The following is a 24,562-nucleotide window of genomic DNA, read 5'->3' as shown; positions in this document are numbered from 1 at the left end:
CGTCCGGCCGCCCCGCCCGTGCCCACGCCCACGCCTAGGAGAGACCTCCGCATGTCCCAGACGCTCGACTCCCCGGCCGTTCTCGCCGCGACCCCGTCCCCGGCCCGCCCGGCCTCACGGCTCCTGCCGGCCGCCGGCATCGCGGCGGGCCCGCTCTTCCTCGCGGCGGGCCTGGCCCAGGGCCTGACCCGGGACGGGTTCGACTTCACCCGCAACGCCCTCAGCCAGCTCAGCCTCGGCGACCTCGGCTGGATCCAGGTCACCGCCTTCCTGCTGACCGGCCTGCTGGTCATCGGCGGCGCGCTCGCGATGCGCCGGGCGCTGCGCGGTACGCCGGGCGGCACCTGGGCGCCCCGGCTGCTCGGCGTGTTCGGCGCCTCGTTCCTCGTCGCCGGGGTCTTCCGCGCCGACCCGGGGGCCGGGTTCCCCGCCGGTGCTCCCGAGGACCGGGTCACCTCGCTGAGCGCACACGGCACCGTCCACATGCTCGCCGGGACGGTCGGCTACCTCGCGCTGTGCGCCGCCTTCCTCGTACTCGCCCGGCACTTCGCCGCCCGCGGGCAGCGCGGCTGGGCCCTCGCCGCCCGCCTCCTGCCGGTCGGCGTCCTCGCCGGATTCGCCGCCTCCGCCGCCACCGTCGCGGCCTTCACCGCCGGAGCGGGACTCGGCCTGCTCGCACTCAGCGCCGTCACCGCCCGACTGCTGGTCACGACGCCCCCCGAGCGGCGGTGACCACCCCCCTGGCAGAGCGACAATCCAAGATCATCAAGCACTAGTGGACAGGAACCAGCACCATGACCGAACCCGTGAAGGGCCCCGCCAGCTACTTCCCCTCGATCGAGAAGAAGTACGGCCGTCCGATCCCCGAGTGGAAGGACCAGATCCGCTCCTCACCCCTGACCAAGCACATGGAGCTCGTCTCCTGGCTCAAGACCGAGCACGGCCTGGGCCACGGCCACGCCAACGCGCTCGTCGCGCACACCCTCGCCGAGAACAGCGGAACCTGACCCGCGGACACGGCCGTCGGCGAGGCGGCTCCGGTCACGTCGTGGCACGGATGCCCCCGTCATGCCGCGTCCCCGCCAGGGCGGTCGTGCACGGAGAGCTCCGCCACGGCGGCGTCCCCCACCTGTTCGAGGTCGGCGATGTAGGGCGGGGTGTCCGGCAGGGGGGTGCAGAACGTGACCTGGGCGGTCAGGAGGTCGTCGTCGAGGCCGCCGAGGGACAGGGAGACGTACGCCCGCACCCGGTCGTCGCCGAAGTGGTCGCGCGCCGCCCGCAGGCAGCCGGCGGCGTAGGCGAGGCAGCGGCGCAGCAGCACGTTCGCGCGCTCGTTGGCGGCGGCGGGCTCGGTGGGGAGGTCGTAGTCCGTCATCCCGCGGCCGTTGACCGTGGTCTCCTCCGCCAGGCGGTCGAAGTACGACCCGGCAGGGTCGGGGAGGAGGTCGGTCAGCACCCGCGCACCGCTCCCCGTCACCGACCAGCCGCGCTCGACGACCTCCTGGAACATCGGGGGGACGTCCGACGGGGAGAGACCGGTGAGGTCCGCGTCCGTCAGGAGTTTCCTCATCCACTGGTTGGTGCGCACGTCCACCCTTCGCCGAGTGCGGCGAGACCCTTCCTGATGCCCGCGATGAAAGCGGGGTTGTTGCCGACTGCCTTCTCGATGCTCCGTGGGGGACCCTCGAACTTCCCGGACTCGAAGTCGAACGGGCACTTCGCACCCTTGTCGCTCCGGTCCCGGAAGTGCAGCTGCCCCGGCCGTCGGCCCGGGTGGGGGTTCTCCACGTCGATGCCGTGGCGGTCGCGGTTTTCCTTGATGCGCTGCTCGACGACGTCGGGGTGGCAGGGGTCCCGCTCGAACCCCGGCGACGAGGTGTACCCCTCGCGCAGCGGGTCGTAGGGGCGAGGCCCAGCGGGTCGGCCCAGGTGCGCGGGTCGTGCACGTAGGCCGAGGGGCCGGGGCCGGGTGCGAGACCGAGCGGGTCCTGCGTCAGGTACTCGTCGAAGACCTCCTGGGAGGCGTCCGCCGCGAGCACGCGCGCCGGTGCGGCCGAGGTCACCGCGCTGGTGGAGGCGCCGGACGTGGCGGATCCGGAGCGTGTCGCCTTCACGCCCGGCGTGAGTGTGGTGCCCCACGCGAAGGAGGGGTGACCCCGGGAAGCCGGGCTCACCCCTCCGTGTCACGGGCGGCTGGACGACCGTGTCAGTCGAGGTCGCGGACCTTGAACGAGTAGATGCCGCGGCCGTGCGTGGCCGCGTACAGGGTGCTGCCGTCCGGGCCCAGCTTCAGCTGGAGCACGGCGACGGCGGGAAGCGAGCCGAGGCGCTGCCAGGTCGTGCGGCCCGGGGCGCGGTAGACGACGCCGAGGTCGGTGGCGAGGGCGAGGCCGCCGTTGGGCGTGACGACCGCGGAGTCGGCCGGTACGTCGGGGAGGTTGGTGGAGACGTCCTTCCAGGTGGTGCCGCCGTCGGTGGACTCGAAGACGTGGCCGACGCCGGCGCCGGGGCCCTCGGTCCAGTGCCGGGAGAAGCCGTTGACCGCGAGGTAGACGTGGTCGGCGTTCTCCGGGTCGATGGCGAAGCCGCTGAGGTAGCGGTTGGGCACGGTTCCGTCCACGGGCAGGTTCACGTCGTGCCAGCCGGTGCCGTCGGCGTTGCCGACGGAGATGCCACGGGTGAAGCCCTGGTTGTTGCAGGGGCCGCACCAGGCCGCGTAGACCTTGCCGCCCGAGGCCGCGACGGCGGTCGCGGTGCGGTGAGCGCCGAGGTCGTACGCGCTCTGCCACTCGTTGCCGCTGCGGATGGCGTAGCCCTTGGTCTGCACCCAGACGTGCCGGCCGCCCGCGATCCACGTCGAGCTGTTCTTCATGTCGGCGGCGAGGGGCGCGATGAAGCGGGCCTCGCTGGTGGCGTTGTCGGCCGGGGCGACGTTGTACGAGGTGGCCTTGGCGGCGTCGCCGGTCCAGCTTCCGTCGTTCACCGCGCAGTTCTGGGTGATCTGGACGCTGAGGTAGACGTACTCCTCGGCGATGTTGCAGCCGTTGGCGGGGTCGGTGAGGGTGTCGCCGCCGTCGCCGCCGAAGTTGGAGCCCATGACGGTGTCGTTGCTGCGCAGAACGGACTGGCCGTTGTCCTGCAGGCCGCCGGTGACGGACAGGCCGCCGTGGTCGAGGTCCTTGCCGACGCCCACCGAGTAGTACTGCAGGGTGTCGATCGTGCCGTCGTTGAGGGAGGTCCAGTCGGTGGCGTGACCGGAGGCGTCCTGGGCGCCGCTCACCGGGCGCTTGTAGACGCCGCCGTCGTTGCCGACGTACACGAAGCTCTTGCCGTGGTAGCGGCCGATGGCGACGCCGTGCTGGTCGGGGTGGGTGGTCTGGTGGCAGTCGCCGGTCTGCTTGGCGGGGTCGATGGCCCAGCAGGCGAAGCCGAAGTTCCAGTACGGGCCGACGGCCGACCAGGTGGCGCCGCCGTCCTTGGTCTCGTGGACCTCCTCCAGGCCCGCGTACACGTGCTGGGGGTCGGCCGGGTCGACGGTCAGGAACTGGTTGTACCAGGCCTGTACGCCCGGCATGTAGCCGCTGGAGGTGAGTGCCGAGCCGTCGGCGGCCAGCTGCTCGTAGCCGGCGATCTTCTTCCAGGGGCCGAAGGGCGAGGCGGCGCTGTAGATGCCGCCGAGGCCGCTGTCCGGGTTGGTGGCCATCTGCTCGGGCGACTGGTCGACGGCGTAGTAGCGCGAGCCGTCGGCGGAGCGGGCGAAGGTGACCGTGCCGACGTTGTCCGCGTCGGTCGGCAGGTCGCCGAAGCCGCTAGTGATCGGCTGCCAGCTGCCGCCGGTCTTGGTGTAGAAGCCGTTGTAGTCGTCACCGCTGCGCCAACCGACGGCGAGGATCACCTTGGAGGGATCCTTCGGGTCGATCGCGATGTCGTTGGCGATGTTCTTGTACGCGGCGCTGTCGTCGTTCGCCTTCGAACCGCCCGGCAGGTAATCGGGGTTGGGGGCGAACTCCAGCTTCCAGGCGCCGCTGAGCGTCTTCGTGGAGTGGCTCCACACGCCCTTGCCGGTCGCCGCCCACACCTTGCCGCCGCCGAAGCGCAGTTGGCGGACGGTGGTGGACTCCAGCTCGTCGCCGCCCACCCGGCTGCGTGCGGAGAAGGTGCCGTGCTGAGGGTCGGACAGCACGTACACGCCGCTGCCGAGGTAGGCGTCCGCGTTGGTGTTGGCCTCGCCCGTGCCCAGCCAGAGCCGCCCGGTTCCGTCGAGCGCGAGCGCGCCGGTGGACTGCGAAGGCAACCGGTCGCTGATGGGCTGCCAGTGCCCGCCGCCGGTGCGCGACCGCCACACCCCGCCGCCCGCGCTGCCCGCGTACACGTACCCGTCGTCGTCGGCGGCCACCGCGGCCATCCGTCCGGTGACCTTGCCTGCGCCGCCGCTGGAGTTGGAGTCGATGTCGCGGTAGCGCGGGTCGTCGGAGTCGTAAGGGCGGTTCGTGACGTGCCGCCAACTGCCGTCGGTGCCGGTCAGATTGGTCAGAGCGTTCCATGCGGAGCCATATGCGCCCGGCGCGACGACGCCGGGCGAGGTGCGGGCCTCGGCGTACTGGTCGGCGCCCTCGGCGATCTCGTCGGCCTCGTTGCCGTCGTCGCCTTCTTCCGCCGTCAGCGTGGGGCTCATGGCCCCCGCCGACTGCTGCCGCTCCTGGGCGAGTCGGTCGAGCGTACGGACCCCGAAGGGGTCGTTGTGCCCGCCGGGTGCGGCGCTCGCGGGTATCGCGACGAGTCCGGCGGATGCGGTGATGGCGCAGATCGTGAGCCATCGTCTTCCACGGGTTGGTGCTGACACCAGATCCTCCGACAAAAGGGTGGTCGTACAGCTGTCGGGGAAGACCTGATCACCAGCGGGCGGAGACGTCCGACACTTGGGCAAGTCTTTGACTAGAACCTGTCATTATGCGATACGGGGCGGACTCCGAGGTCCGCCGCGGCACGGCGGCGGCCGGGAACGGGTCGAGTGGGCTCGCGGGGCCGCCGGCACCCCCTCCGCGAAGGCCCGCGCGGCCCGACGAGCAACCATGGAGTCGCAACCCACTGCTCGGGAAGCCTGAAATCGGCGAGCAGGGACGTCATCGCACGTTCCAGCCCCCTGGCGTTCTTCAGCGCGGGCCGTAAGCGCGGAGGCAGGGCAGTTCAGCGTCGGTGGCTCGAAGGACGCTGCGACTCCCGGTGCTTGAACGCGCGCTGGCGTTCGGGGTCGGCGAGGGGCCCGGCAGGGGCTTGGTGAAGACGGCCGCCCGGCCGCGCTTTCGTTCGCCTCAAGCTCCGCTTCCAGGGCGTCGACCCGGTCACGCAAGCGACGCTCGAAGTCGGCCAAGGTTGCTTCGGGACGCGTCCTTGACACCTCCTCGCGGAAGGACGCGAACCCCAGGACTGCCAAGCGCGCTGGACCACGGCCTTTTCCCGCGCTTCCCGTGTGGCGTCGTCCCGTTCGCCGACCGGGATGTCGATCGGGTACGGATGGGTCGCCACGATCGCCGCCCGGCCGGCCACCTGGCGGAGCATGCGGCCGATCGGCAACCGTCCGACCCCGCCCGGCCCACGCCACGCCGGAGCGATCCGCACCCGGTCGATGATGACGACCTGGTCACCGCTCACCAGGCACTCCTCCGGCTCGGAGTGCAGGCCGAGGCCCCCCGACGCCTCGAAGAGCGGTGCGAAGTGCTCGTGGTCCGCGTCGCGCGAGTCCGGCGACGCGTAGACGTTCCCGATGCGCCACAGGTCCAGCGTGAGGCCGGACGTGGTGAGGATCGTCAGCCCCTGGTGCTCACCCCGGGACGCCTGGGCCGGCGATACGCCAGGGGTCAGGAGTCGTGCGTTGTCGGCCACGGCCTCCTCGTCGCCCGGCTCCCACAGGGGCAGGACGGCGTGGCAGCCCCCGACAGCTCCAGACAACGACGAAGCCCCGGGTCTCTGACCCGGGGCTTCGTTCAAGAGTGGATGACGGGAATCGAACCCGCTCCATAAGCTTGGGAACCACCCGGTGCTTGAGCCGGCATGCGGCGTTTGACCTGCGGAAATGGATGCCGAGGGTGGGGGCGGACTGTCCGGGGCCGCCGCCTGTCGATCGCTGGTCACCGCCGCCACTGGCACGTTGTGGCACGGCGGTCGACGTCGTGCGGTGTCGTGCTGCTCGTGGCGGACCCCACCTGGGGCATCGGGCTCACGCGCCGCTCCGCCCACCGCCGCCGAGCCCGAGGGCCCGGCTACCAGGGCGGGCTCCACTGGAGGGTGACGAGCCCGAGCGACTGTCCCGGGGCACCGGCCGGGCGCGGAGGGTGGGAACCCGTATCGAAGCAGGGCGCGGCGGTACCGACCGGCTCGCTGGACTCAGTCCGAGGGCGGCGTGGAGGAGGATTCGGCGGCGCGGCGGTACTCGGCGTTGATGCGCTGGGCTTCCTCGAGCTGGTCTTCGAGGATGATGATGCGGCAGGCCGCCTCGATGGGGGTGCCCTGGTCGACCAGCTCCCGGGCGCGAGCCGCGATGCGCAGCTGATAGCGGGAGTAGCGGCGGTGGCCGCCGGCGGAGCGGAGTGGAGTGATGAGGCGCGCTTCGCCGAGAGCGCGCAGGAATCCCTGGGTGGTGCCGATCATCTCGGCGGCCCGACCCATCGTGTAGGCCGGGTAGTCGTCGTCGTCGAGACGGTCGTAGGAGTTGTCTGCTGTCACTTGCACCTCTCCGATGAACGCGTGGAGGGGCCCTGGTGCCGTACTGACACCAGGGCCCCGAGGAACTACTACACCATCTGCCGGTACCGATACTGCACCGGCCTTCTGTTTCCGTGCGCCCGACCGAGACACTGTCGGGCATCCGGGGATCGCGGTTGCTTGACCGGAGACCACCTCGCTATCGATGTCCTGCGGTACCCGAGCTCAAGGCTTACGCCCGGGCGATCCTGATGGCGCTCGGTCCCTCCGTTCTTCCGTCGGCGATCAACTGCTTTCCAGCGGGCGTACTGCTGGTCCCGCTTTCCTGCGTACTGCACTGACGGGCGCCGGGATTTCCGTGCCGGCGGTCCCGTTCGCGGCGGCCCCTGATCACTGCGGGCCCCCCGGTGCGGTCGCCAGTCCCGTCGCCGTCTTCCCACAATCCTGGCTTCGGAACTCCGCCACCGCACCGTTCTGCCAACTGCACCTGCGGGTACTGCTGCCCGGCAGTTCATCTCTGCCGGGCTCTCTTGTCTCGCGGGGTTACGAGAGAAACCGTACGCGCGGCACAGCCGAATGTCTACTCTGGCCGACATAGATTTTTGAGCACGGAGAGGGGAGACAGTCCTTCGCCGCCGGTTCAGGACGTGGAGAGCCGCCGGGCGCCGCAGCTCAGGCGCCGGGTGGTGCGGCCGGCACGGTCAGGGCAGGGCGGGGATCCCCGAGACGGGTGGGATGGACCGCGTCGCGATCGTGGAGGTCACCGCCTGGACCATGGGGGACTTGAACTACTCCGCCCACGACACGGCGCTGCCGGGAACTCGGCCGTACGAGGAAGGGCCCGACCGGCACGTGTGCCGGTCGGGCCCTTGGCTGTCGCGGTGGCGGCTCGCGCCGGCCGTGTCGGTCAGGCGGCGGCCGATGTGCCGAGCAGAGTGGATGCCTGCTGGACCGGGGTGAGGCCGGGAGCGGGGGCTCCGGCGTCGTGAGGCCCGCGGCAGGTGAAGCCGAGCCGGGCCATGGCCCTCAGGACTTCGTCGGCGCTGAAGTCGCGGCGGTCCTGGCGGGTGATGACCTGGCCGACCTGCTTGGCGGGGTAGGTACGGCGGCCGATGATCACGGATGCGCCGGTGACCGGCTCGGGCTTGACGCCCTTCATGGACTCCAGGACGCCGCTCTTGGTCAGGTCGAAGGGGAACCGGGCGATGACACAACGCATGGTGCCTCACAGGGAGAAGAGGGAGAAGAGGGAGGAGGAGCGGGAGAAGGGACCGGCTGGGGGAAGTCGGTTCAGACGGGGGCGAAGACGACCGGAGCGCGGCCCTGGCCGGCCGACACGGGCGGGGTGCCGCTCCGACCGTTTCCCGTCGGGTGTCCGGCGGGAGCCATCGGGATGTGGGGTGAGGGCGACGGCCCGTGGTCGCCGGGGACGTCGCGCAGCCGGATGCGATCCGTGTACGCGCTGCTGTCACGGACGGCGGCGAGCTGGGCCCGGGTGACGAGCCGGGTACACAGGCCGTCGTCGTCACAGATGAGCAGATGCCCCGTGCGGGCACTGATCACGACGGACAGGGCCACTTCCACGGTCATGTCGTCACCGACCCGCGGTGCGGCCGTGTCCGTGGCGCAGTCCGCCTTCCTGTCCGCGGGGGTGGCGTCCACCGAGCGGGGCCGCGTCTGAACGGGCGTCACAATGCCTCCTGCGGGGATGGGATCGGTTTGCTGATCGCGTGACGTACGGACCGCCAGGACGATCGCGGACCGCCGTCGACTCACGTGCCGGACCGCTGCGCGCTCGCGCGACGGGCCGCCGCGGTGGCACCGTGCCGACCGCGGGACACCGGGCCGCGCTTGCGCCGCTCGGGCGCGGGTGCGGGCGCCGGCGCGGTGATCGTGACCGGGACGCCGGAAGGGGTCCGGGCGCCGGTGATCCGGTGGAGGGCTTCCTCGCCGGAGCGGACCTGGGTGATCCGGGGGGAGATGCCCGCGTCGTCCATGAGGCGGGTCAGGCCGCGGCGCTGGCTGGAGGTGACCAGGGTGACGACGCTGCCGGACTCGCCCGCGCGGGCGGTGCGGCCGCCGCGGTGGAGGTAGTCCTTGTGGTCGGTCGGCGGGTCCACGTTGACGACGAGGTCGAGGTTGTCGACGTGGATGCCGCGGGCGGCGACGTTCGTGGCGACCAGGACGGTGACGTGTCCGGTCTTGAACTGGGTGAGGGTGCGGGTGCGCTGGGGCTGGGACTTGCCGCCGTGGAGCGCCGCGGCGCGCACCCCGCTGTCGAGGAGGTCCTGGGTGAGCCGGTCCACGGCGTGCTTGGTGTCCAGGAACATGATCACCCGGCTCTCGCGCGCCGCGATCTCCGTCGTCACCCGGTGCTTGTCCGCGCCGTGCACGAGCAGGAGGTGGTGTTCCATCGTGGTGACCGCGCCCTGGGAGGCGTCGACGGAGTGGACGACAGGGTCGGTGAGGTACCGGCGGACCAGGAGGTCGATGTTGCGGTCCAGGGTGGCGGAGAACAGCATCCGCTGGCCTTCGGCGCGCACCTGGTCCAGGAGAGCGGTGACCTGGGGCATGAATCCCATGTCGGCCATCTGGTCGGCCTCGTCCAGGACCGAGATCGCGACCTGGCTCAGCCCGCAGTCGCCCCGGTCGATGAGGTCCCCCAGGCGACCGGGCGTGGCGATGACCACTTCGGCACCCCCGCGCAGGGCGCGGGCCTGGCGCCCGATGGGCATGCCGCCGACCACGGTCGCCAGGCGCAGCCTGACGGCGCGCGCGTAGGGCGTGAGGGCGTCGGTCACCTGCTGGGCCAGCTCGCGTGTGGGGACGAGGACCAGGGCGAGCGGTCGACGGGGCTCGGCGCGTTGCCCGGCGGTGCGGGCGAGGAGCGCCAGGCCGAAGGCGAGCGTCTTGCCGGAGCCGGTCCGGCCGCGGCCCAGCACGTCACGACCCACGAGGGAGTTCGGCAGGGTCGCGCCCTGGATCGGGAACGGCACGGACACGCCCTGCGCGGTGAGCTCGGCCAGGAGCTCCCTGGGCATGTCGAGCTCGCCGAAGGCCTCGACGGAAGGCAGCGCGGGAGTGATCGTCTTCGGGAGGGCGAACTCTCCCTGTACCGCGGCGGGTCGTCGGCTGTGGCCGCCCGAACGGCTCGGGCTTCCGGCACGACTGAGGGCGGACGGACCGAAGCGACCGGCCCGGACGGGAGCGACGCTGGGACCGAACCCGGAGCCGCCGGTGCGTCGGCGGCCTCGTGAGGAGCGGCTGTTCGTACGCGTGGGGTTCATTCAGAACCTTCCTTGATGCGGCACGTCACCAAGAAATTCCCCCAGGATCGGAGCAGCGCGGGGAACCGCAAGAACGGGCCGATGGGAATGAGCAGGAAATTCCGCGCGCCTGTAATTCGTGCCGGCGCACAGGCGCTTAAACGCGAACCGGGGTGCCGTGGAGCGGGCGTCCGGATCCCGGGGCGCCTGCGGAACGCGGGTTCGAAGCGGCGATGTTCCCGGGGCCCGTGGGCAACGGTCGTCGACGGACGCCCTGCCACTGGAACGCTGCCGGAAAACGCGTGCAGCTGGGGCCCGCACCCCGAGGGATGCGGGCCCCAGCTACGAACTGCGCGTCAGTTTCAGGCGGGAACGATGTTCTCGGCCGTCGGGCCCTTCTGGCCCTGCGCGATGTCGAAGGTGACCTTCTGGCCTTCAAGCAGCTCGCGGAAGCCCTGGGCGGCGATGTTCGAGTAGTGGGCGAACACGTCGGGGCCGCCACCGTCCTGCTCGATGAAGCCGAATCCCTTTTCCGCGTTGAACCACTTCACGGTACCAGCAGCCATGCTATTTCTCCCTTGGGCATTACGTCGGATTCCGCACTGTGCGGACTCCGTGTCGCCGCGATGATGCCCCGACCGGAAGATGACCGGAAGTGCAAGGCATCTCCTGCGTCATGAAGATCGCATGAGGATCGAACAGGGATGCCTGGATTTTGTGGGTACCAAAACTGCAACTGAGATCGACAGTAGCACGTCGCAGGGATTCGGCGTGTAAATAATTTCCCCCTCCGAGTGTCGGAGTAAATACTCTCCCCGCGGGAGTCGTTAAACTCTCGGTCCGCGAGCGTAGATATTGATTCACCCTGAGCGGAGTTTTCCGGAGGGACGGGGCACGCGGAGGGGGTGGTGCCTCCCTCCGGCAGGGCCGGGGGCCCCCCCCCCCCCCCCCCCCCGGGCGCCCGCGGCGGGGGGGGGGGGGGGCGCCGCGGGGGGGGCGCGGGGGGCGGGGCGGCGGCAAAAAAACGTAGAGGGCGGGGGGTGCGGGGGCCGGGGGGGGGGGGGGCCCCCCCCCCCCGCCGGCCCCCCAAACAACCCCCCCCCCGGATAGCCCCGGGGGGTTGGCGTGGGCCCCGGCCCTGCCGGATCCCGGATGCGGGCCCTGGAGACGTACAACCATCTGACTGCTCGGGTGTCTGAACTGGTGAGGCGCATGGTGCGCTTGATGTTTTCGGGAGGAATGCCCGTGCCCCTGACCCGTTCGACGCGACGGCGGCTCGTCGGCGCCGTCACCACCGTTCTCGCCGTCACACTCGGGGCGACCGCCCTGACCGCTCCCGCGTACGCCGCTTCGGTCTCGGGCGGGGCACTCGTGGCGAACGCGACGACGGCCACGGATCCGATCGCGTACCCCAAGAGCAGCAGGCTCGTCGGGGCCGGCGTGGCCGGCTTCCTGACGACCTCCAACACCGGCATCACGACCTTCCGGCGCTATTCGGACGGCACCGGGCAGGCGTACGACGGCGCCGTGTACCTGCGGTCGACGCCGACGACCGACTTCCTGGTCTTCAGGGGCGCGTACGGGATCACGCAGCGGAATCTGGCGACGAACGGATCCCTGGAGGTCCCCGTCGGTTCCCTGACGGGTGACGCGAAGTGGGCGGGCGCGGCGGGTGATGCCGTCTTCACGACCATCGTCACCGAGGCGGGCACGGTGCTCCGCAAGCACGTCGACGAGGCTCCCACCGTGACGGTCACCGGCCTGCCCGCCGACGCGGCCTCCGTCATGGTCACGCCTGCCACCCCCGCCCACGCCAAGGTCACCTTCACGCAGAACGGGCTGGGCAAGTGGGGCCTCCTCGACCTCGCCACCGGCGTCCTCACCCCCGGCGCCACCGGGATCGGCGCACAGGCGGTCTCCGCGACCCACACCGCCTGGTCCACCGGCTCGGCGACGGACCAGGGCCCCCGGGTCTTCGTCGCGGACCGGTCAACCGGCACCGTGCAGGAGGCTCCGGTGCCCCCGGTGCCGTCGCTCGGCAACCTCCAGGTCGGCCTGGTCGGCGACTGGGTCCTGTACGGGCAGAAGGGCGGCATGGACTTCGTCCAGCCCAGCGTCCACCACGCCATCACCGCCTACAACGTCACCACCAAGGCGACGGTGAAGGTCCTCGACCACGCCTACGAGTTCACGTCCGCCCCCGACGGCAGCCTGTACGCGCGCGGTGGCCTCGTCGGCCGGGGCGAGGGCATGTACCGGATCGCGGCCACGGGCGGCGAGCCCCTGAAGGCCGAGCTGGTCGCGGCGACCGGCGAGCCCACCGAGGTCGTCGTCACGGATTCCACCGTGCCCCCGGCGGTCCTCGACCTCGACCAGGTCGACGGGTTCACCTTCAGGTGGACGCTGTCCCGCCAGGTGCGGAACCCGAAGCTCACCGTCCGCCATGTGCGGACCGGGAAGACCCACGACCTGACCGTGGTGCCCAGCAGCAGCACGCCGGCGTTCGCCTGGGTCGGCAACAACTGGGACGAGGACGTCCCCAACGGCGACTACACCTGGGAGTTGACCGGAGAGCCGGTCAACGGCATCGGCCCGGCCGTCACCGCCGGCGGTACGTTCAAGGTCGTCCGCAAGGCGCAGCCGCACGACTTCAACGACAACGGCAGCCCCGACCTGCTCAGCCGGGACTCCGCCGGCCGCCTGTGGCGCACGGACCTCTTCTACCGTCCGATCGACGAGTGGCGCGGCATCAACGAGGCCGGGGCCAGGACCTACCTCGGTTCGGGCTGGGGCGTCTACGACCGGATCGAGGCCGCCGACAACCTGGGCGGCACGCCGGTCGGGGACCTCCTGGCCCGCGACAAGTCCGGCGTGCTCTGGCTGTACCAGGGCAAGGGCACCGGCGACTTCGCCGCCCGGGTCCAGGTCGGTGGTGGCTGGCAGGTCTACGACAAGATCACATCCGGCAGCGACCTGACCAACGACGGCCGCGTGGACGCGCTCGCCACCGACAGGTCCGGTGTGCTCTGGCTCTACACCGGCACCGGCAACGCCACGAAGCCGTTCCTCCCCCGCAAGAAGCTCGGCACCGGCTGGGGGATTTACAACGACATCACGGCCGTCGGCAATATCGCGGGCGGTACCGCCGGCGATGTCGTCGCCCGTGACAAGGACGGTGCCCTCTGGCTCTACCTGGGCAAGGGCGACGGCTCGTTCGCGCCCCGCACGAAGATCGGCAGCGGCTGGAACGCGTTCCGCCCGCTGATCGCCGCCGGTGACGCGGACGGCGACGGGCGCCCCGACCTCATGGGCCTCGGCGCGTCCTACCAGACGCCGAAGCTGTACAAGAGCACCGGCGACTGGAAGGTCCCGTTCCGGACCGGCGAGGTCATGTACCTCGAGCAGGTCAACGCGAACACGTCGGACCTCGTGTTCTGACCCCGCCGGACGCGGGGAGGGGAGGCCGCGGCAACACCCGGCCTCCCCCCCCGTACGGGTGCGGCCCTCCTCCTTCGTCCGCATCGCCACGAACTTCACGCTGCGGACAACAACGAAGGCCCAGGTCTCTGAACTGGGCCTTCGTTCAAGAGCGGATGAAGGGAATCGAACCCGCGCCATAAGCTTTGAAATCACCCGGTACTTGGGCGTACGTATGTCGTCTTACCTGCGGGAACGTCAGCTTTAGAGAATTTCTGGCTGCTCGTGGGGGTCCGTGGCCGACCGCTGTTCACCGCGACTGCCGGCACGTGGCGGCAGGGGCCTTCCCGGCTTCGTGCCGCCCGCGTCGAGTCGGGGCCGCTCACCGAGGCGTCACGTGCACGATCTCCTTGACGACCGTGCTGACTCCGGACACGACGTGGTAGATGGCTCCGCTCGCCACGATCAGGGTGCCGAACAGGATCCAGCCGCCAGGGCCGCTGTCCACCTGGAAGTCCGAACCGTCCGAACCGGGGTTCCCGCCGGTCGAAGCCCGCAGCATCTCCCTGGTGATGTGTGCCGCACCGACCGCGGCATGGGCGGCCGTGGCCAGCGCCATGCCCGTGACGCCGAGGACGAACCACTCCGCTCGCCCGAGCTCGTCCATCGTTCTCGCCTCCTTGCCTCGGGGCCTCCGCGCCTGCTGCGGCGACCCGCCTTCACCTCCGATCCTCGACGCGGCGCGCACGGTGCCACCAGAGACCGGAAGGGCAGATCAGGGGGCCATTGGGCCCAACCGCCTGCCCGATCCGTCCCCCGACCACTGCGCTCCCCGGCACGGCCTTCGCCCGGCGCACGAGTCCACCGACCCCGGCCGGGTGCAGGCCGCCGGCACCGGCTGGACCGGCGCGACAGCAAAACGAAAAGCCCCAGGTCGCTGACCTGGGGCTTCGTAGAAGAGCGGATGAGGGGAATCGAACCCGCGCCATAAGCTTGGGAATCACCGACCCCTTGGCCGCCAATATGGCCTCTGACCTGCGGGCAAGCATCTTCGCAGGGTGTTCCGAGGGGTTCCGCCCGCACCCCTGGTGACCGCTGTTCACCGCTTTGAAGGGCACGGAAGGGGCACGCAACAGGTTTCCAGCAGGGTGCCCGGGGAGACGGCTCCCCCTCACAGCCGGTCCCCCTCGGGGCGCGGTCCCGGCGATTCCGGAGGACAGCGGTCGCGTCATGGACGTCCGCCTGCCTCGTTCGGGTGGAATCTTTCCCCCTTGTCGGGGATCGATGCTGGTCACATGGGGTGAAAGGGTCGCGTGGCTCGTTCCCCGTCCCCGGGCGGGAGGTGTTGATGGGGACGTGAGTACTTCAAGCGCCGCACCGATACTGTCCGCCGCTCTCGCCGCCCCCGCTGCTCCTGTCGTGCACGACTCGGGCGCGGACACCGCGCCCGGTGTCATAGTCGTCGACTCCTGCACCACCCTCGGCACCACCCTGGTCCTCCGCCTCGCCGGAGAGATCGACCACTTCAGCGCCGCCCCGCTGCGGGCACTGCTGGCCTCGGCGGCCGACGACGGCTGCACCGGGCTCGTCCTGGACACCTCCCGGGTCACCTTCTGCGACTCCGGCTTCCTGGCCGTCCTCGACTGGTGGCCCCAGCAGGGACGCCGTCTCAGACTCGCGAACCGATCCCGGGCCGTTCAGCACCTTCTGAACGCCGCTGCACCAGTACGACGGCAGCGGGCCCATGCCGGCTCCCTGACGGCGGCAGGCCGGTCATGACGTTCCTGCTCCTGACCTGCGTCCCGATGCTCGCAGCGGTTCTCCTCGCACACGGGGAACCGCGCGAACCAGGGCACCGCCGTTCCGCCCCGCCTCCGCGACCCGCACCTCGCAGGACCCTGATCCACTGCCGCCTGGCGCCCCCGCTCCACTGCACCATGCAATAGACGATGGAAGGGGTTGGGGCCCGCGACAGCGCGCGGGCCCCGACGGCGGATCTCCGGGCCGGCGCTGACTGGCGTCGCGAGGGACGACGGGCGCCGACGTACCGGCCGGTGCCACGTCCGAGACGCCGGGTGCGCGGGCCTGGCGGCGGTCGTCACAACGGCCCCGGCGCATTCACTCCGTCGGGGCCGCCCTTCCGGATCGTCACACGTGAGCGTGCTCGATCCGTGTTCAATCGTACGACTTCTCGGCCGGGCGGGCCGGGTGAGAGCGGGACGTCGGGGTGGTCCGGCTCAGCCGCGCTCTTGTTCTTCGGCCTCCATGCGGAGGATTCCCTGGTGGGTGAGGGAGACCATCGCGGGTGTGTTGCCCGGTTCCCAGTCGACGCTGATCAGGCCCTCGCCGGTGAGGTAGGTGCAGGCGGCGGCCAGGTCTTCCTCCGGGATGCGCAGGTCGTTGCGCAGCTTCCGTCCCGGGACGCCGAGGAGGCGGTTGCCTGCGGTGGCTTCGTAGAGGGCGATCAGGATCCGGTCGCGGTACCCCTGTCGCTCGCGGAGTGTGGCCATGACCGAGTCCTTTCGTCGTGTGAAGGTCCGATTCCGCTCAGACTTCGTCGACGTGGGTGCCGGTGAGAGGAGACGATCTGCTGGTGGTGAGCCAGGAGCGGGCGGGCTCTGCGGCGGTTTCGGTGTCGACGGAGAGGTGGAGCCGGGTGCCGCCGTCGAGGACGGGGTAGCTGCGCTGTTCCGTCCCGGCGAACGAGCGGCGGATCACCTCGGCGACCGCGCGGGCGGCTTCGGGGGTGGCGGCGACGATGCGGATCTCGGCCTGTCCGGCCGAGGGCAGGGCCGCGGTGTCGGTGCGGTACAAGGGGCGTGGTCCCTTCACGGGCGAGCGAGAGGCCGGCGGGTGGGTTGTCCCGGGTGTCGGGTGCCCCACCCGCGGCCTTCGGTCGGAGGAGTGGTCTCTGGAGCGGTCAGGGCCAGGTGCCCGTGGCCCTGCGGCGGGCGGCTTGCTCTGTCGGCGTGTGGGGGCTGTGACCGGGCGGTCGGAAGATGGCCGGGAAGGGGTCGCTGTAGTGGCGGGCGGCGATGCGTGCGTCGTGCTGGGCGTTGAGCCGGTGGACAAGGCGCGTGCCGAGCGTGATCAGCACGGCGACGGCCGCGAGCGCGATCAGGGTCTCCATGTCGTCACCACCGCGTGTTCTTCGGCAGCGGAATCATCCGCGCGCCGACGACCGGGTGCCGGAGGGGCGGCAGGGCGGCTCCTCCGTCCGTCTCCCAGGCGTCCTCGCCGCTGCGGGCGTCGCGCATGCGACGGCCGGTCGCGGCTTCGTCGGACATCAGGACACCGGCGGTGAGGACGCTGCCGGGGACGGCGGCGGCCGCCATGAGCCGGGTGGCCGCGGCGGGTTCGGTCTCGGGCGGTATCACCAGCAGGTCGACGCGGCCGACGGTGTAGGAGAGCAGGATCATCTTGTCGGGATCCTGTTCGGTGAACCAGCCGACGTGCACGGTGTGCCCGGCGACGGCGACCTTGTGCGGGACGACGGGCCAGCGGGTGGGGTTCACCGTGACCCGTGTGATGCGTCCGAAGCGCTCTTCCAGCGCGTCGACCAGGGGCGGAAGCTCAGCGGCGAGGTCACGCGAGCGAGGCCACCAGGCGCCGTCCAGGAGACCGGCGAGTGTGGTCTTCGGCGTCACCGAAAGGCGCGCCGAATGCGAGGGTGCGAGGGTGGTGGTCATGATCGCGGACCCGTCTCCGGGCCGCCCTGCAGGGCGGCCCAGTGTCTTGATCGCCGGAAACGACGTCCGCGTGGGAGCGGGTGTTCGAGTTACTCCCGGTACCTTCAGCCTACTCCGCGCCGGGGGCGGACGAGTGGCGTCCGTCCAGCCGATTTCCCGGGCCGGGAGCATCCGCCCGGTCGGCGTCGGTGACCTCACCCCGCGGCACGTCCCTCCGTCACCCGCGCCACTCGACCAGGAGGAGCGTGGCGTCGTCCGAAGTGGCCTCGCCACGTGCCCGCTTGAGGGTGTGGGACAGGTCCCGCGCCACCGCGTGTACCTCCCGGTCCGCCCTGTCCAGCTGATTCACCCAGTTGATCAGCTGGTCCTCGCCGAACTCCTCCTGCCCGCTCTCGTGTTCCTCGACCAGGCCGTCGGTGAAGCAGAGAATCCGGTCCCCGGGCAGCAGTGCCACCTCGCTGACCTGCGGCTGGTCTCCGCCGAAGCCGACGGGGAGGGTGGTGGGGCTGTCGAGGCGGCGTACGACGCGGTGGTGGCGGATCAGCATGGGGGCGGGGTGTCCGGCGTTGACCCACTGGAGGCGGCCGGTGTCGGTGTCGAGCCGCAGCATCTGGGCGGTGACGAAGTGGTCGGGGGCGAACTGCTCGGCGACGGCCCGGTCCATGAAGAGGTAGATCTCGGAGAGTTCGACGCTGGTGCGGCGGGCGTGCCGGTAGGCCCCGATGGCGACGGTCGCCATGGTCGCGGCGTCGAGGCCGTGGCCCATGGCGTCGATCATGGCGAGGTGGAGGATGTCGCCGTTCAGGGCGTAGTCGAAGCTGTCGCCGGCCACGTCGTAGGCGGGTTCCAGGACTCCTGCGACGGCGACGCGGGGCATCGTCATGGCGAGCGGCGGCAGGAGCGACCACTGGATCTCGGCGGCGACGCTCATCGGTTCGCCGCGGCGGGTGCGGAAGAAGAGGTCGGTGTAGCCGTTCTTGGTCTGCAGTGTGGCGGCGGCCAGGGCGCCGAGCCTGCGCAGGATGCGGCGGGCGTCGTCGTCGACCGCGTCCAGGGTGACGGCGAGGACGCCGGCCTGGTCGCCGCCGTCCAGCAGCGGGATGTGGACCCGCACCCCGTCGGCCAGCGCCCTCTCGACCGGGCGCGAGGTGAGGAAGCACCGGCCGGCCGCCGAACCGTCGATCGGCAGGGGATCGCCGTCCTCCAGCCCGTCCCCGGCGAGGGGGACCAGATTCCGCTGCCCGTAGTCCTGGAGCAGGATCCGCACCTCGCGGCCCCCGATCCGGGCCACCGCATCGGCGAGGGCGGGTCCCACCCGGTCGGGCGGCAGCGCGTGGGCATGGTCCAGGAGCCCGCCCAGCAGCATCTCCCCGAAGCTCTCCGAGCGGTTGGGATCCCCGTCCTCGTGCGGTCCGACGGTCATCCGGGGCCTCCAGGCGGGCGGCGGGGCGACGCCCTGGTCCGGTGGACGGGGGCGGATCCGTCGGCATCGCGGTGCGGCTTCCAGGATGCTTCGCGGAGGCCGGGGCCGCCACGCGCATCCGCCGACTCCGGCTGCCCGGTCAGGGTCCCTCGGCGTGGGGCCCGGTGCCCCGCTGGGGACGGCCGGTGGTCAGTCGGGCCCGGCCCGGCGGTGCGGGTGGTGTCGACGGTGAGACGGAGGCCCGTGCCCTTGCCCGGGGCGGGGTAGCCGCGCTGCTCACCGTCGGCGAGACGGTGGCGCGGGGTGTCGGCCACTCTGCGGGCGGCGTCCGTGGAGGCAGAGGCGATCCGGAGTCCGGCGTCCCCGGCGGCGGCGGGGCTTCGGCGTCCGGCTCGTTGCGGTCCAGGACGGCACCGTCCTTCCCGCCGGGGCCTGCCCGGGCGACCGAAGTGAGGCGGGTACGCCTCCATACGTCCACGGTACGTCCGGAGCCCGGGCGCCGATCGGTTCCCCGACGGAGAGCTGCGCGTCCGCGCGTCCTCCCGGAGTACGGTGAAAGTGCGGGGCCGTCGCCCCGCCCGCCGGCCCGGCGTCCGCTGCGGCACCGACCCGGGCGGAAGCGGCACCACCCGTGGACGGGCGGACCACCATGACCGACGCAAACGTTTCCCCCCACCACGTCCCGGCGCCCCAGCGCCTCCTGCCGGACGAGATCCACCGGTCGGTCGGGCCGGGCACCGCGCTGCTCCGGATGGAGACGACGGGGTCCCGGCAGAGCCTTCTGGACGGCGCGTGGTGGCCGCGCTCGCGTGACGTCGAGCGGGAACTCCCGCCGCTGATCACCGCCCTGACCGAGCACCTCGGGCCCATCACCCGGGTCGGCCTGGACGACTCCGCCTGGAACGGCATCCCGACCCGCCTGGTGGTCGACGGCCGGGTCGTGCACCTCGACTCCTTCCCCGTCGGCGACGACACCGTCCTGGTCACCCGCGGCGACAACGACCACTTCTCCCTGATGGTCGTCCCGCCGGACACACCACCGGAGGCCGCCCGCACGGCCATGGCCCGCGCCGTCCACGCCGACAACGCCACTCAGGCCGCCGAGATCCTCCTCGCCGGGCCGCCACGGTCGGCGGGCCCGCCGCGGCAGCCGGCCTGATCAGAGACGGGCAAGGAGCAGACGAAGCCGGAGGCGCCGCGGTCCGTCGCGAGGGGGAACAGACGCAGAGTGCCCGTGATCTCGAACAGGCGCCGGATCCGGAAGGGAAGCGGCCCGACGAGGACGAGCCCGGCGGGTCCGCGATGCGCCTCGACCAGTGCGTGGAGGAAGGTGGAGTCCCCGAAGCCCACCTGGGAGACATCGAGCAGGATTCGCTCGGCGTCGTCCCGGCGGGCATCGCCGACTGCCTCGCGCAGGCAAGCGGCGGTGTCGGCGTCGAACTCGCCCGCCGCGCGGAGAAACCACGTCGAGGATGCCTCGTTGCCCACACGCTCGACGCGTGCGTATCCGTTCACCGCTCGGTAGACGCGCCGCGCGGAGTGGAGGGAGACACGCGGCGCCTCGCTGCTCGGGATTCGTGGGTCGTTCGCTTCCATCACCATTCGACCCCCTCGCCTGTGTGAGCTGGCTTGAGGATCCTTCGGCTGTTTTTCCAGTGTGCGTCCCCGCGTCATCGTCTGTCAGCGGGGTAGGTCGATCCGGGCATGGACGGTCTTGCCGCTTCCGTGGCACATCACGGTCAGCTCGCTGGTCAGACGGGCGATGATGCCCCAGCCGTATCCGCCGTCCCCGTCAGGGCTGGGGCTCCTGGGATGCGGTGGTCCGCGGCTTTGATCGCTCACGTCGATGTCCATGGCGTCCGGTCGCAGGGTGAGGTCCACGGAGCATCCGCCTCCGGCATGACGGAGGGCGTTGCTCACCAGTTCGCTGACCACCAGCATCGCGTCGGCCTCGGTCACCTCGCTGACCGCCTCGCCCGCCAGGAGGGCATCGGCCACGAGGCCGTGCATCTCGCGGCGTGCCTCGGCGGCGGCCCACGGGCCACGGATGGTGCAGTGCCGTCGAATCGAGGCCGCCATGTCGGTCCTCTCCGCGAGCTAGGGCGCCAGCTCTTACGGGGCCGTCTGCCCAGATCCGGGCCGCCGATGCGCAGACCCGCAGGGAAACGGCGGTTCCCGGACGGCTCTCCGGGGACCACGCGAAGGCCGGACACTCGGAGGAGACCGGGAGCGGCGGTCGGCCATCGGCGATCAGCTTGCGGATCACGGGCCGGTTCGGCCTGCTCAGGATGCTGGTCGTAGTGGATGTCGTACGGTCCTGGTGCGCTCGTGGGGACGTCGGGTGGTGCGCCGTGAGACGTCGTGCGAACCGGCGCGGGGCTTCTGGAGGAGGGCATGAGCCGCCGGCAGGCCGGCCCGTCCGAGGGTCCGCGGCCGAAGGCTTCCATGACCATGCGACGCGCCTCCGCGTCACGACGAATCCGGGAGGGGAGCGGACATATGTGGACCATCCGGCCCCTGTTCCGCGTCCGGAACCGCGCGATGCTGTGAAGGAAGGGAGACTCGTCGCACGCGAGGGGCCTGCGCGGTCCTCCGGGCGGACCAGGAGCAGTTCTTGCTCGTCGCCGTCGTTGACGGGCCGCGCGCGGGTGGGACGTGGGCCCTCGTTCTGAGGAGCAGCATCGTGGGCGTTCTGATCGTCGTTCTGATCGTCCTGGCCGTGATCGCCGTTGTGGGGCTGGCGATGGCCATCAAGATCGTCAGGCAGTACGAGAAGGGGGTGCTGTTCCGTTTCGGCCGACTGATCGGTGTCCGCGAACCGGGACTGCGGCTGATCGTGCCGTTCGTGGACGTTCTGCACCGGGTGTCGTTGCGGATCGTCACCATGCCCATCCAGTCCCAGGGCATCATCACCCGCGACAACGTCAGCGTCGACGTCTCCGCGGTCGCCTACTACCGCGTCGTCGACGCCGTGAAGTCCGTCATCGCCGTCGAGAACGTCGGCGCGGCCATCAACCAGATCGCGCAGACCACCCTGCGCAAGGTCGTCGGGCAGCACACCCTCGACGAGACCCTCTCGGAGACCGACCGCATCAACACCGACATCCGCGAGATCCTCGACGTCACCACCGCCGACTGGGGCGTCGAGGTCACCCTGGTCGAGCTGAAGGACATCCAGCTGCCCGAGAGCATGAAGCGCGCCATGGCGCGCCAGGCAGAGGCCGAGCGGGAGAAGAGGGCCAAGATCATCAGTGCCGAGGGCGAATCGATGGCCGCGGCGGCACTTGGCGACGCCTCCGACATCATGATGTCCCACCCGCTCGCCCTCCAGCTGCGCAACCTGCAGAGCTTGGTCGAGATCGGGGTGGACAAGAACAGCACCGTCGTCTTCCCTGCCCCTCTCATGAGCACCATCGGCGAACTCGGCACCTTCCTGGCCCGCGAAACAGCCGCCGCACAGCAGGACAAGACTCCGGCGGACATCGCCGAGGACACCGCTGTGCGGTCCCCGGCGGACGTAACCGCCGAACCCTCCTGACGGCCGGAGCGCCCGCCCCGAAGCCCCGGGCACGGGAGGCACCGACCGCGCAGTGCTTCTGAGCGGAGCCCGACGCTACCGCGCCCGAGACCGGTCGCCCGGAGTACGCCCGGTGACGTGCCGTCCGCCGGTCCGCGGGCCCGGGAGGGCCGGAGAAGCCGTTCCGATATCCCGGACAGTGGCCTCCGGCCGGAGAACGAGAGAGGGTGGAAGCAGCCCCTCGGCGGGCAGACAGGCGCGTTCCCCCGTTCCGTCCCGTCCCGGCACCGTCACGGCACACCGCCGCTCGCGGATCACGCCAACCGGACGCACGAGACCAGGCGTTCCCATGGCCGGTACCTACGCGCTGATCAGTCCCGACGGACTCCTGCACTTCCACGAAGGCGTTCCCGGTACGCCGGGCCAGATCGGCGGCCTGCCCCGCACTACTCTCTCCACCTTCGGCATCCAGCATGCCGGCTGGGGCGGCCCCGGCCTCCACGGCCACACCGTCGCCGCTGACGGCCCTGTCGGTGCCCACCGCTTCAACCGCGCCGCCTCGTCCGTCGCGTCCGTGCTGGGCGGGCCCGACCAGAGCATCCTCGACAGCCTGGTCATCTGGGGGGAACGGGATGAGCCCGGCTCAGGACCAGCCATTCCCTGCGGTCTCACCGAAGCGCAACAGCACCTCATCCAGGACGTGCACCGAGCCGTCCTCGAAGACGCCTGCATAGACGGGCGCGGAGGAGGGAACTGACCGGCGGCCTTCTGCTCCGGGCCGCACGGAGCGGTCGGGCGACAACGATGAAGCCCCAGGTCTCTGACCTGGGGCTTCGTAGAAGAGCGGATGACGGGAATCGAACCCGCGCTATAAGCTTGGGAATCACCGTCGCCGACGCCGATCATAAGGTGTCTGACCTGGGGAAACTCCCCTTCTCGCGGCTCCTTTCGGCGGTCCGGCGATACCCGTGTCGACCGCTGTTCACCGTTCAGAAGGGCACGGATGGGGCACGGTCGTCATCGCCGCGATCGTGCTGGGCATCATCGGCGCGGTCGCCGAAGGACTGTTCTGCCTGCTGATCGTTGTGGTCGCGCTGATCATCGCCGGCTCGACGCTTGGCGGTGCGCTGGTTCGTACGGGCGACGCCGGGCACGTTACATCGGCACAATCCTTTTTCCGACACACGACATCGGCGGCACGGCGCGTGATCAACAACCGGTGCTCCATGCCAATCTGCTCGTGCACGTGGTGGCTTGGAGCCGGAGGTACACCGCCCATGGCGGCGAACAACAACCCCACCGTCACAGGACGACGACTGGGGGCGGAGCTGCGCCGGCTCCGTAAGGACCGCGGTATGACCGGCACGCAGGTCGCGGCGGAACTGCTGATCTCCCAGGCCAAGGTCAGTCACATGGAGACGGGTCGCCGTGCGGTCGGCCCCCGCGACGTACGCGATCTCTGCGTTCTCTACGGCGTCACCGACCAGCATCTTGTCGACCACCTGACTGCGCTGGCCAGGGAGTCGAGCCGACAGGGCTGGTGGCACTCCTACGGCGACATCCCCCACAGCGTCCATCTCGACCTGGAGGCGGTCGCCACCTCCATCCGGGCGTACGAGTCCATGGTGATCCCCGGCCTGCTGCAGACCCCCGCCTACGCCGCCGCGGTCATTGAGGAAACGATCCCTCTCGTCACGGTCGACCAGTCCGCCGCGCGGCTGAAGGTGCAACTTCGTCGTCAGCACCGGATCTATGACCCCGCCCGCCGGTTGCATCTGTGGGTCGTCCTGGACGAATCGGCCCTGCGGCGCGTCGTCGGCAGCCGGGAGATCATGCGCGAGCAACTGGAGCACCTGCACGCGCTCAGCACAGAACCGCACATCACCGTCGAGGTGCTCCCCCACAGCGCAGGCGCTCACCCGGGGCTGACGGGACAGTTCTCCCTCCTGGAGTTCTCCGACACCCGTGAGGCGGTGGTGTATCTGGAGAGGTTCACCAGCGGCCTCTGCCTGGCGAAGGCGTCCGACGTACAGCAGTACAGCGTGACGCACGCCCGACTGCGGGCGCTGGCCCTCGCCCCGGAGCAGAGCCGGCACTTCATCACCGACGCCATCAAGCTCTACGCGTCCTGAACCCCGAGGGCGACGCGCCGGGCTGCGACGGTGCCCCGGAACCGCTGCTCCTCCACACGCGGCCGGCACCGGGAAGAACCCGCCGCTGCTGCCGCGCCTCGTTGCGCTTTTCGCCCCCGGGCGCGCCACGCCCATGCCGCAGCGGTCCTGATTCGACCCGGTCGGCGTACATCCGTGTTCACATCGGGGTCGGTTTCAGGACAGGTGTGCGGTGTCGCTTCGTGTGAACTGATCGAATTTCACTCATCCGGCGATGTTCCGAATCGTCGGCGGCGCGGGATTGCGTATTTTCATCACACCCCGCGGCGTTGAATGTTTTTATATTCATCCCCCTCCTCTTTTTCGGCCTGCGCGGGTGCGCAAATTTTCATGCGTAATATGCGGCCACAGCTAGAAGGCGCCCCGGGTGATCCGTA

24 protein-coding genes are annotated in these 24,562 nt (G+C 70.8%); 8 read left to right on the top strand and 16 right to left on the bottom strand.

Features of this window, described 5'->3' with window-relative positions; all coding sequences use genetic code 11:
- Nucleotides 1-51 precede the first annotated feature (51 nt).
- Nucleotides 52-732 carry a DUF998 domain-containing protein gene (locus ACH4TP_RS18240; protein ID WP_398181413.1) on the top strand — a complete coding sequence of 227 codons (681 nt, stop codon included), beginning with the start codon at nt 52-54 and terminating at the stop codon, nt 730-732.
- 62 nt (nt 733-794) lie between these two features.
- A complete protein-coding gene (locus ACH4TP_RS18235; RefSeq protein WP_398438523.1) occupies nt 795-1,007 on the top strand; it encodes a DUF4287 domain-containing protein in 213 nt (70 codons plus the stop codon).
- Between the two features lie 59 nt (nt 1,008-1,066).
- Here the strand turns inward: ACH4TP_RS18235 and ACH4TP_RS18230 are convergent, their stop codons facing one another.
- From ACH4TP_RS18230 to ACH4TP_RS18195, 8 genes are all read right to left on the bottom strand, one after another.
- Nucleotides 1,067-1,588 carry a hypothetical protein gene (locus ACH4TP_RS18230; protein ID WP_389222875.1) on the bottom strand — a complete coding sequence of 174 codons (522 nt, stop codon included), beginning with the start codon at nt 1,586-1,588 and terminating at the stop codon, nt 1,067-1,069.
- A 618-nt stretch (nt 1,589-2,206) separates the two neighbouring features.
- Nucleotides 2,207-4,843 (bottom strand): glycosyl hydrolase, encoded by a 2,637-nt coding sequence (locus tag ACH4TP_RS18225; RefSeq protein ID WP_398438522.1) that lies wholly within the window; start codon nt 4,841-4,843, stop codon nt 2,207-2,209.
- Nucleotides 4,844-5,187: 344 nt separating this feature from the next.
- Nucleotides 5,188-5,883, bottom strand: coding sequence for a hypothetical protein (locus tag ACH4TP_RS18220; RefSeq protein WP_398438521.1), 696 nt, complete (start codon nt 5,881-5,883; stop codon nt 5,188-5,190).
- Between the two features lie 501 nt (nt 5,884-6,384).
- Nucleotides 6,385-6,723, bottom strand: coding sequence for a MerR family transcriptional regulator (locus ACH4TP_RS18215; RefSeq protein WP_046910300.1), 339 nt, complete (start codon nt 6,721-6,723; stop codon nt 6,385-6,387).
- An 886-nt stretch (nt 6,724-7,609) separates the two neighbouring features.
- Nucleotides 7,610-7,921, bottom strand: a complete 312-nt coding sequence (locus ACH4TP_RS18210) for an SCO5918 family protein (protein WP_389222881.1) — start codon at nt 7,919-7,921, stop codon at nt 7,610-7,612.
- 71 nt (nt 7,922-7,992) lie between these two features.
- The gene (locus tag ACH4TP_RS18205; RefSeq protein WP_389222883.1) at nt 7,993-8,394 is read right to left on the bottom strand and encodes a hypothetical protein; all 402 of its coding nucleotides are present in this window, start codon (nt 8,392-8,394) and stop codon (nt 7,993-7,995) included.
- Between the two features lie 80 nt (nt 8,395-8,474).
- Nucleotides 8,475-9,989 (bottom strand): DEAD/DEAH box helicase, encoded by a 1,515-nt coding sequence (locus ACH4TP_RS18200; protein ID WP_398438520.1) that lies wholly within the window; start codon nt 9,987-9,989, stop codon nt 8,475-8,477.
- Nucleotides 9,990-10,330: 341 nt separating this feature from the next.
- Nucleotides 10,331-10,534 (bottom strand): cold-shock protein, encoded by a 204-nt coding sequence (locus ACH4TP_RS18195; protein WP_045556499.1) that lies wholly within the window; start codon nt 10,532-10,534, stop codon nt 10,331-10,333.
- Between the two features lie 673 nt (nt 10,535-11,207).
- On the opposite strand from ACH4TP_RS18195, the gene ACH4TP_RS18190 reads away from it, so the two are divergent.
- A complete protein-coding gene (locus tag ACH4TP_RS18190) occupies nt 11,208-13,406 on the top strand; it encodes an FG-GAP-like repeat-containing protein (protein WP_398438519.1) in 2,199 nt (732 codons plus the stop codon).
- Nucleotides 13,407-13,767: 361 nt separating this feature from the next.
- On the opposite strand, the gene ACH4TP_RS18185 is transcribed toward ACH4TP_RS18190, so the two are convergent.
- Nucleotides 13,768-14,052, bottom strand: coding sequence for a hypothetical protein (locus tag ACH4TP_RS18185; protein ID WP_398438518.1), 285 nt, complete (start codon nt 14,050-14,052; stop codon nt 13,768-13,770).
- Between the two features lie 689 nt (nt 14,053-14,741).
- Between ACH4TP_RS18185 and ACH4TP_RS18180 the strand changes: the two genes are divergently transcribed.
- Nucleotides 14,742-15,164 carry an STAS domain-containing protein gene (locus tag ACH4TP_RS18180; protein ID WP_398438517.1) on the top strand — a complete coding sequence of 141 codons (423 nt, stop codon included), beginning with the start codon at nt 14,742-14,744 and terminating at the stop codon, nt 15,162-15,164.
- Nucleotides 15,165-15,622: 458 nt separating this feature from the next.
- Here ACH4TP_RS18180 and ACH4TP_RS18175 read toward each other — a convergent pair whose 3' ends face one another.
- The 5 genes from ACH4TP_RS18175 to ACH4TP_RS18155 all read right to left on the bottom strand — a co-directional run bounded on the left by ACH4TP_RS18175 (nt 15,623) and on the right by ACH4TP_RS18155 (nt 18,497).
- On the bottom strand, nt 15,623-15,895 hold the full coding sequence (locus ACH4TP_RS18175; RefSeq protein WP_398438516.1) for a hypothetical protein: 273 nt from the start codon (nt 15,893-15,895) through the stop codon (nt 15,623-15,625).
- Between the two features lie 37 nt (nt 15,896-15,932).
- Nucleotides 15,933-16,199 (bottom strand): hypothetical protein, encoded by a 267-nt coding sequence (locus ACH4TP_RS18170; protein ID WP_376412505.1) that lies wholly within the window; start codon nt 16,197-16,199, stop codon nt 15,933-15,935.
- A 106-nt stretch (nt 16,200-16,305) separates the two neighbouring features.
- Complete coding sequence (locus tag ACH4TP_RS18165) at nt 16,306-16,515, bottom strand: hypothetical protein (protein ID WP_398438515.1); 210 nt, start codon at nt 16,513-16,515, stop codon at nt 16,306-16,308.
- Between the two features lie 4 nt (nt 16,516-16,519).
- A complete protein-coding gene (locus ACH4TP_RS18160; protein ID WP_398438514.1) occupies nt 16,520-17,074 on the bottom strand; it encodes a DUF5994 family protein in 555 nt (184 codons plus the stop codon).
- Between the two features lie 217 nt (nt 17,075-17,291).
- Nucleotides 17,292-18,497: a PP2C family protein-serine/threonine phosphatase gene (locus tag ACH4TP_RS18155; RefSeq protein ID WP_398438513.1), complete on the bottom strand. Its 1,206-nt coding sequence runs from the start codon at nt 18,495-18,497 to the stop codon at nt 17,292-17,294.
- Nucleotides 18,498-19,146: 649 nt separating this feature from the next.
- Here ACH4TP_RS18155 and ACH4TP_RS18150 point away from each other — a divergent pair.
- Entirely contained in the window at nt 19,147-19,656 is a 510-nt protein-coding gene (locus tag ACH4TP_RS18150) for a DUF5994 family protein (RefSeq protein ID WP_398438512.1), read from the top strand.
- On the opposite strand, the gene ACH4TP_RS18145 is transcribed toward ACH4TP_RS18150, so the two are convergent.
- Both ACH4TP_RS18145 and ACH4TP_RS18140 read right to left on the bottom strand, forming a co-directional pair.
- The gene (locus tag ACH4TP_RS18145) at nt 19,590-20,099 is read right to left on the bottom strand and encodes an STAS domain-containing protein (RefSeq protein WP_398438511.1); all 510 of its coding nucleotides are present in this window, start codon (nt 20,097-20,099) and stop codon (nt 19,590-19,592) included. The genes ACH4TP_RS18150 and ACH4TP_RS18145 overlap by 67 nt on opposite strands.
- A gap of 78 nt (nt 20,100-20,177) precedes the next feature.
- Nucleotides 20,178-20,576 carry an ATP-binding protein gene (locus tag ACH4TP_RS18140; protein WP_398438510.1) on the bottom strand — a complete coding sequence of 133 codons (399 nt, stop codon included), beginning with the start codon at nt 20,574-20,576 and terminating at the stop codon, nt 20,178-20,180.
- Between the two features lie 604 nt (nt 20,577-21,180).
- On the opposite strand from ACH4TP_RS18140, the gene ACH4TP_RS18135 reads away from it, so the two are divergent.
- From ACH4TP_RS18135 to ACH4TP_RS18125, 3 genes are all read left to right on the top strand, one after another.
- Nucleotides 21,181-22,035, top strand: a complete 855-nt coding sequence (locus tag ACH4TP_RS18135; protein WP_398438509.1) for a slipin family protein — start codon at nt 21,181-21,183, stop codon at nt 22,033-22,035.
- Nucleotides 22,036-22,363: 328 nt separating this feature from the next.
- Nucleotides 22,364-22,771: a hypothetical protein gene (locus ACH4TP_RS18130; RefSeq protein WP_398438508.1), complete on the top strand. Its 408-nt coding sequence runs from the start codon at nt 22,364-22,366 to the stop codon at nt 22,769-22,771.
- A 211-nt stretch (nt 22,772-22,982) separates the two neighbouring features.
- Nucleotides 22,983-24,146: a helix-turn-helix domain-containing protein gene (locus ACH4TP_RS18125; RefSeq protein ID WP_398438507.1), complete on the top strand. Its 1,164-nt coding sequence runs from the start codon at nt 22,983-22,985 to the stop codon at nt 24,144-24,146.
- Nucleotides 24,147-24,562: the final 416 nt, after the last annotated feature.

The organism is Streptomyces sp. NPDC021012 (assembly GCF_044333355.1).
Classification (GTDB): Bacteria; Actinomycetota; Actinomycetes; order Streptomycetales; family Streptomycetaceae; genus Streptomyces.
This window is presented reverse-complemented; position numbering and strand designations above follow the sequence as displayed.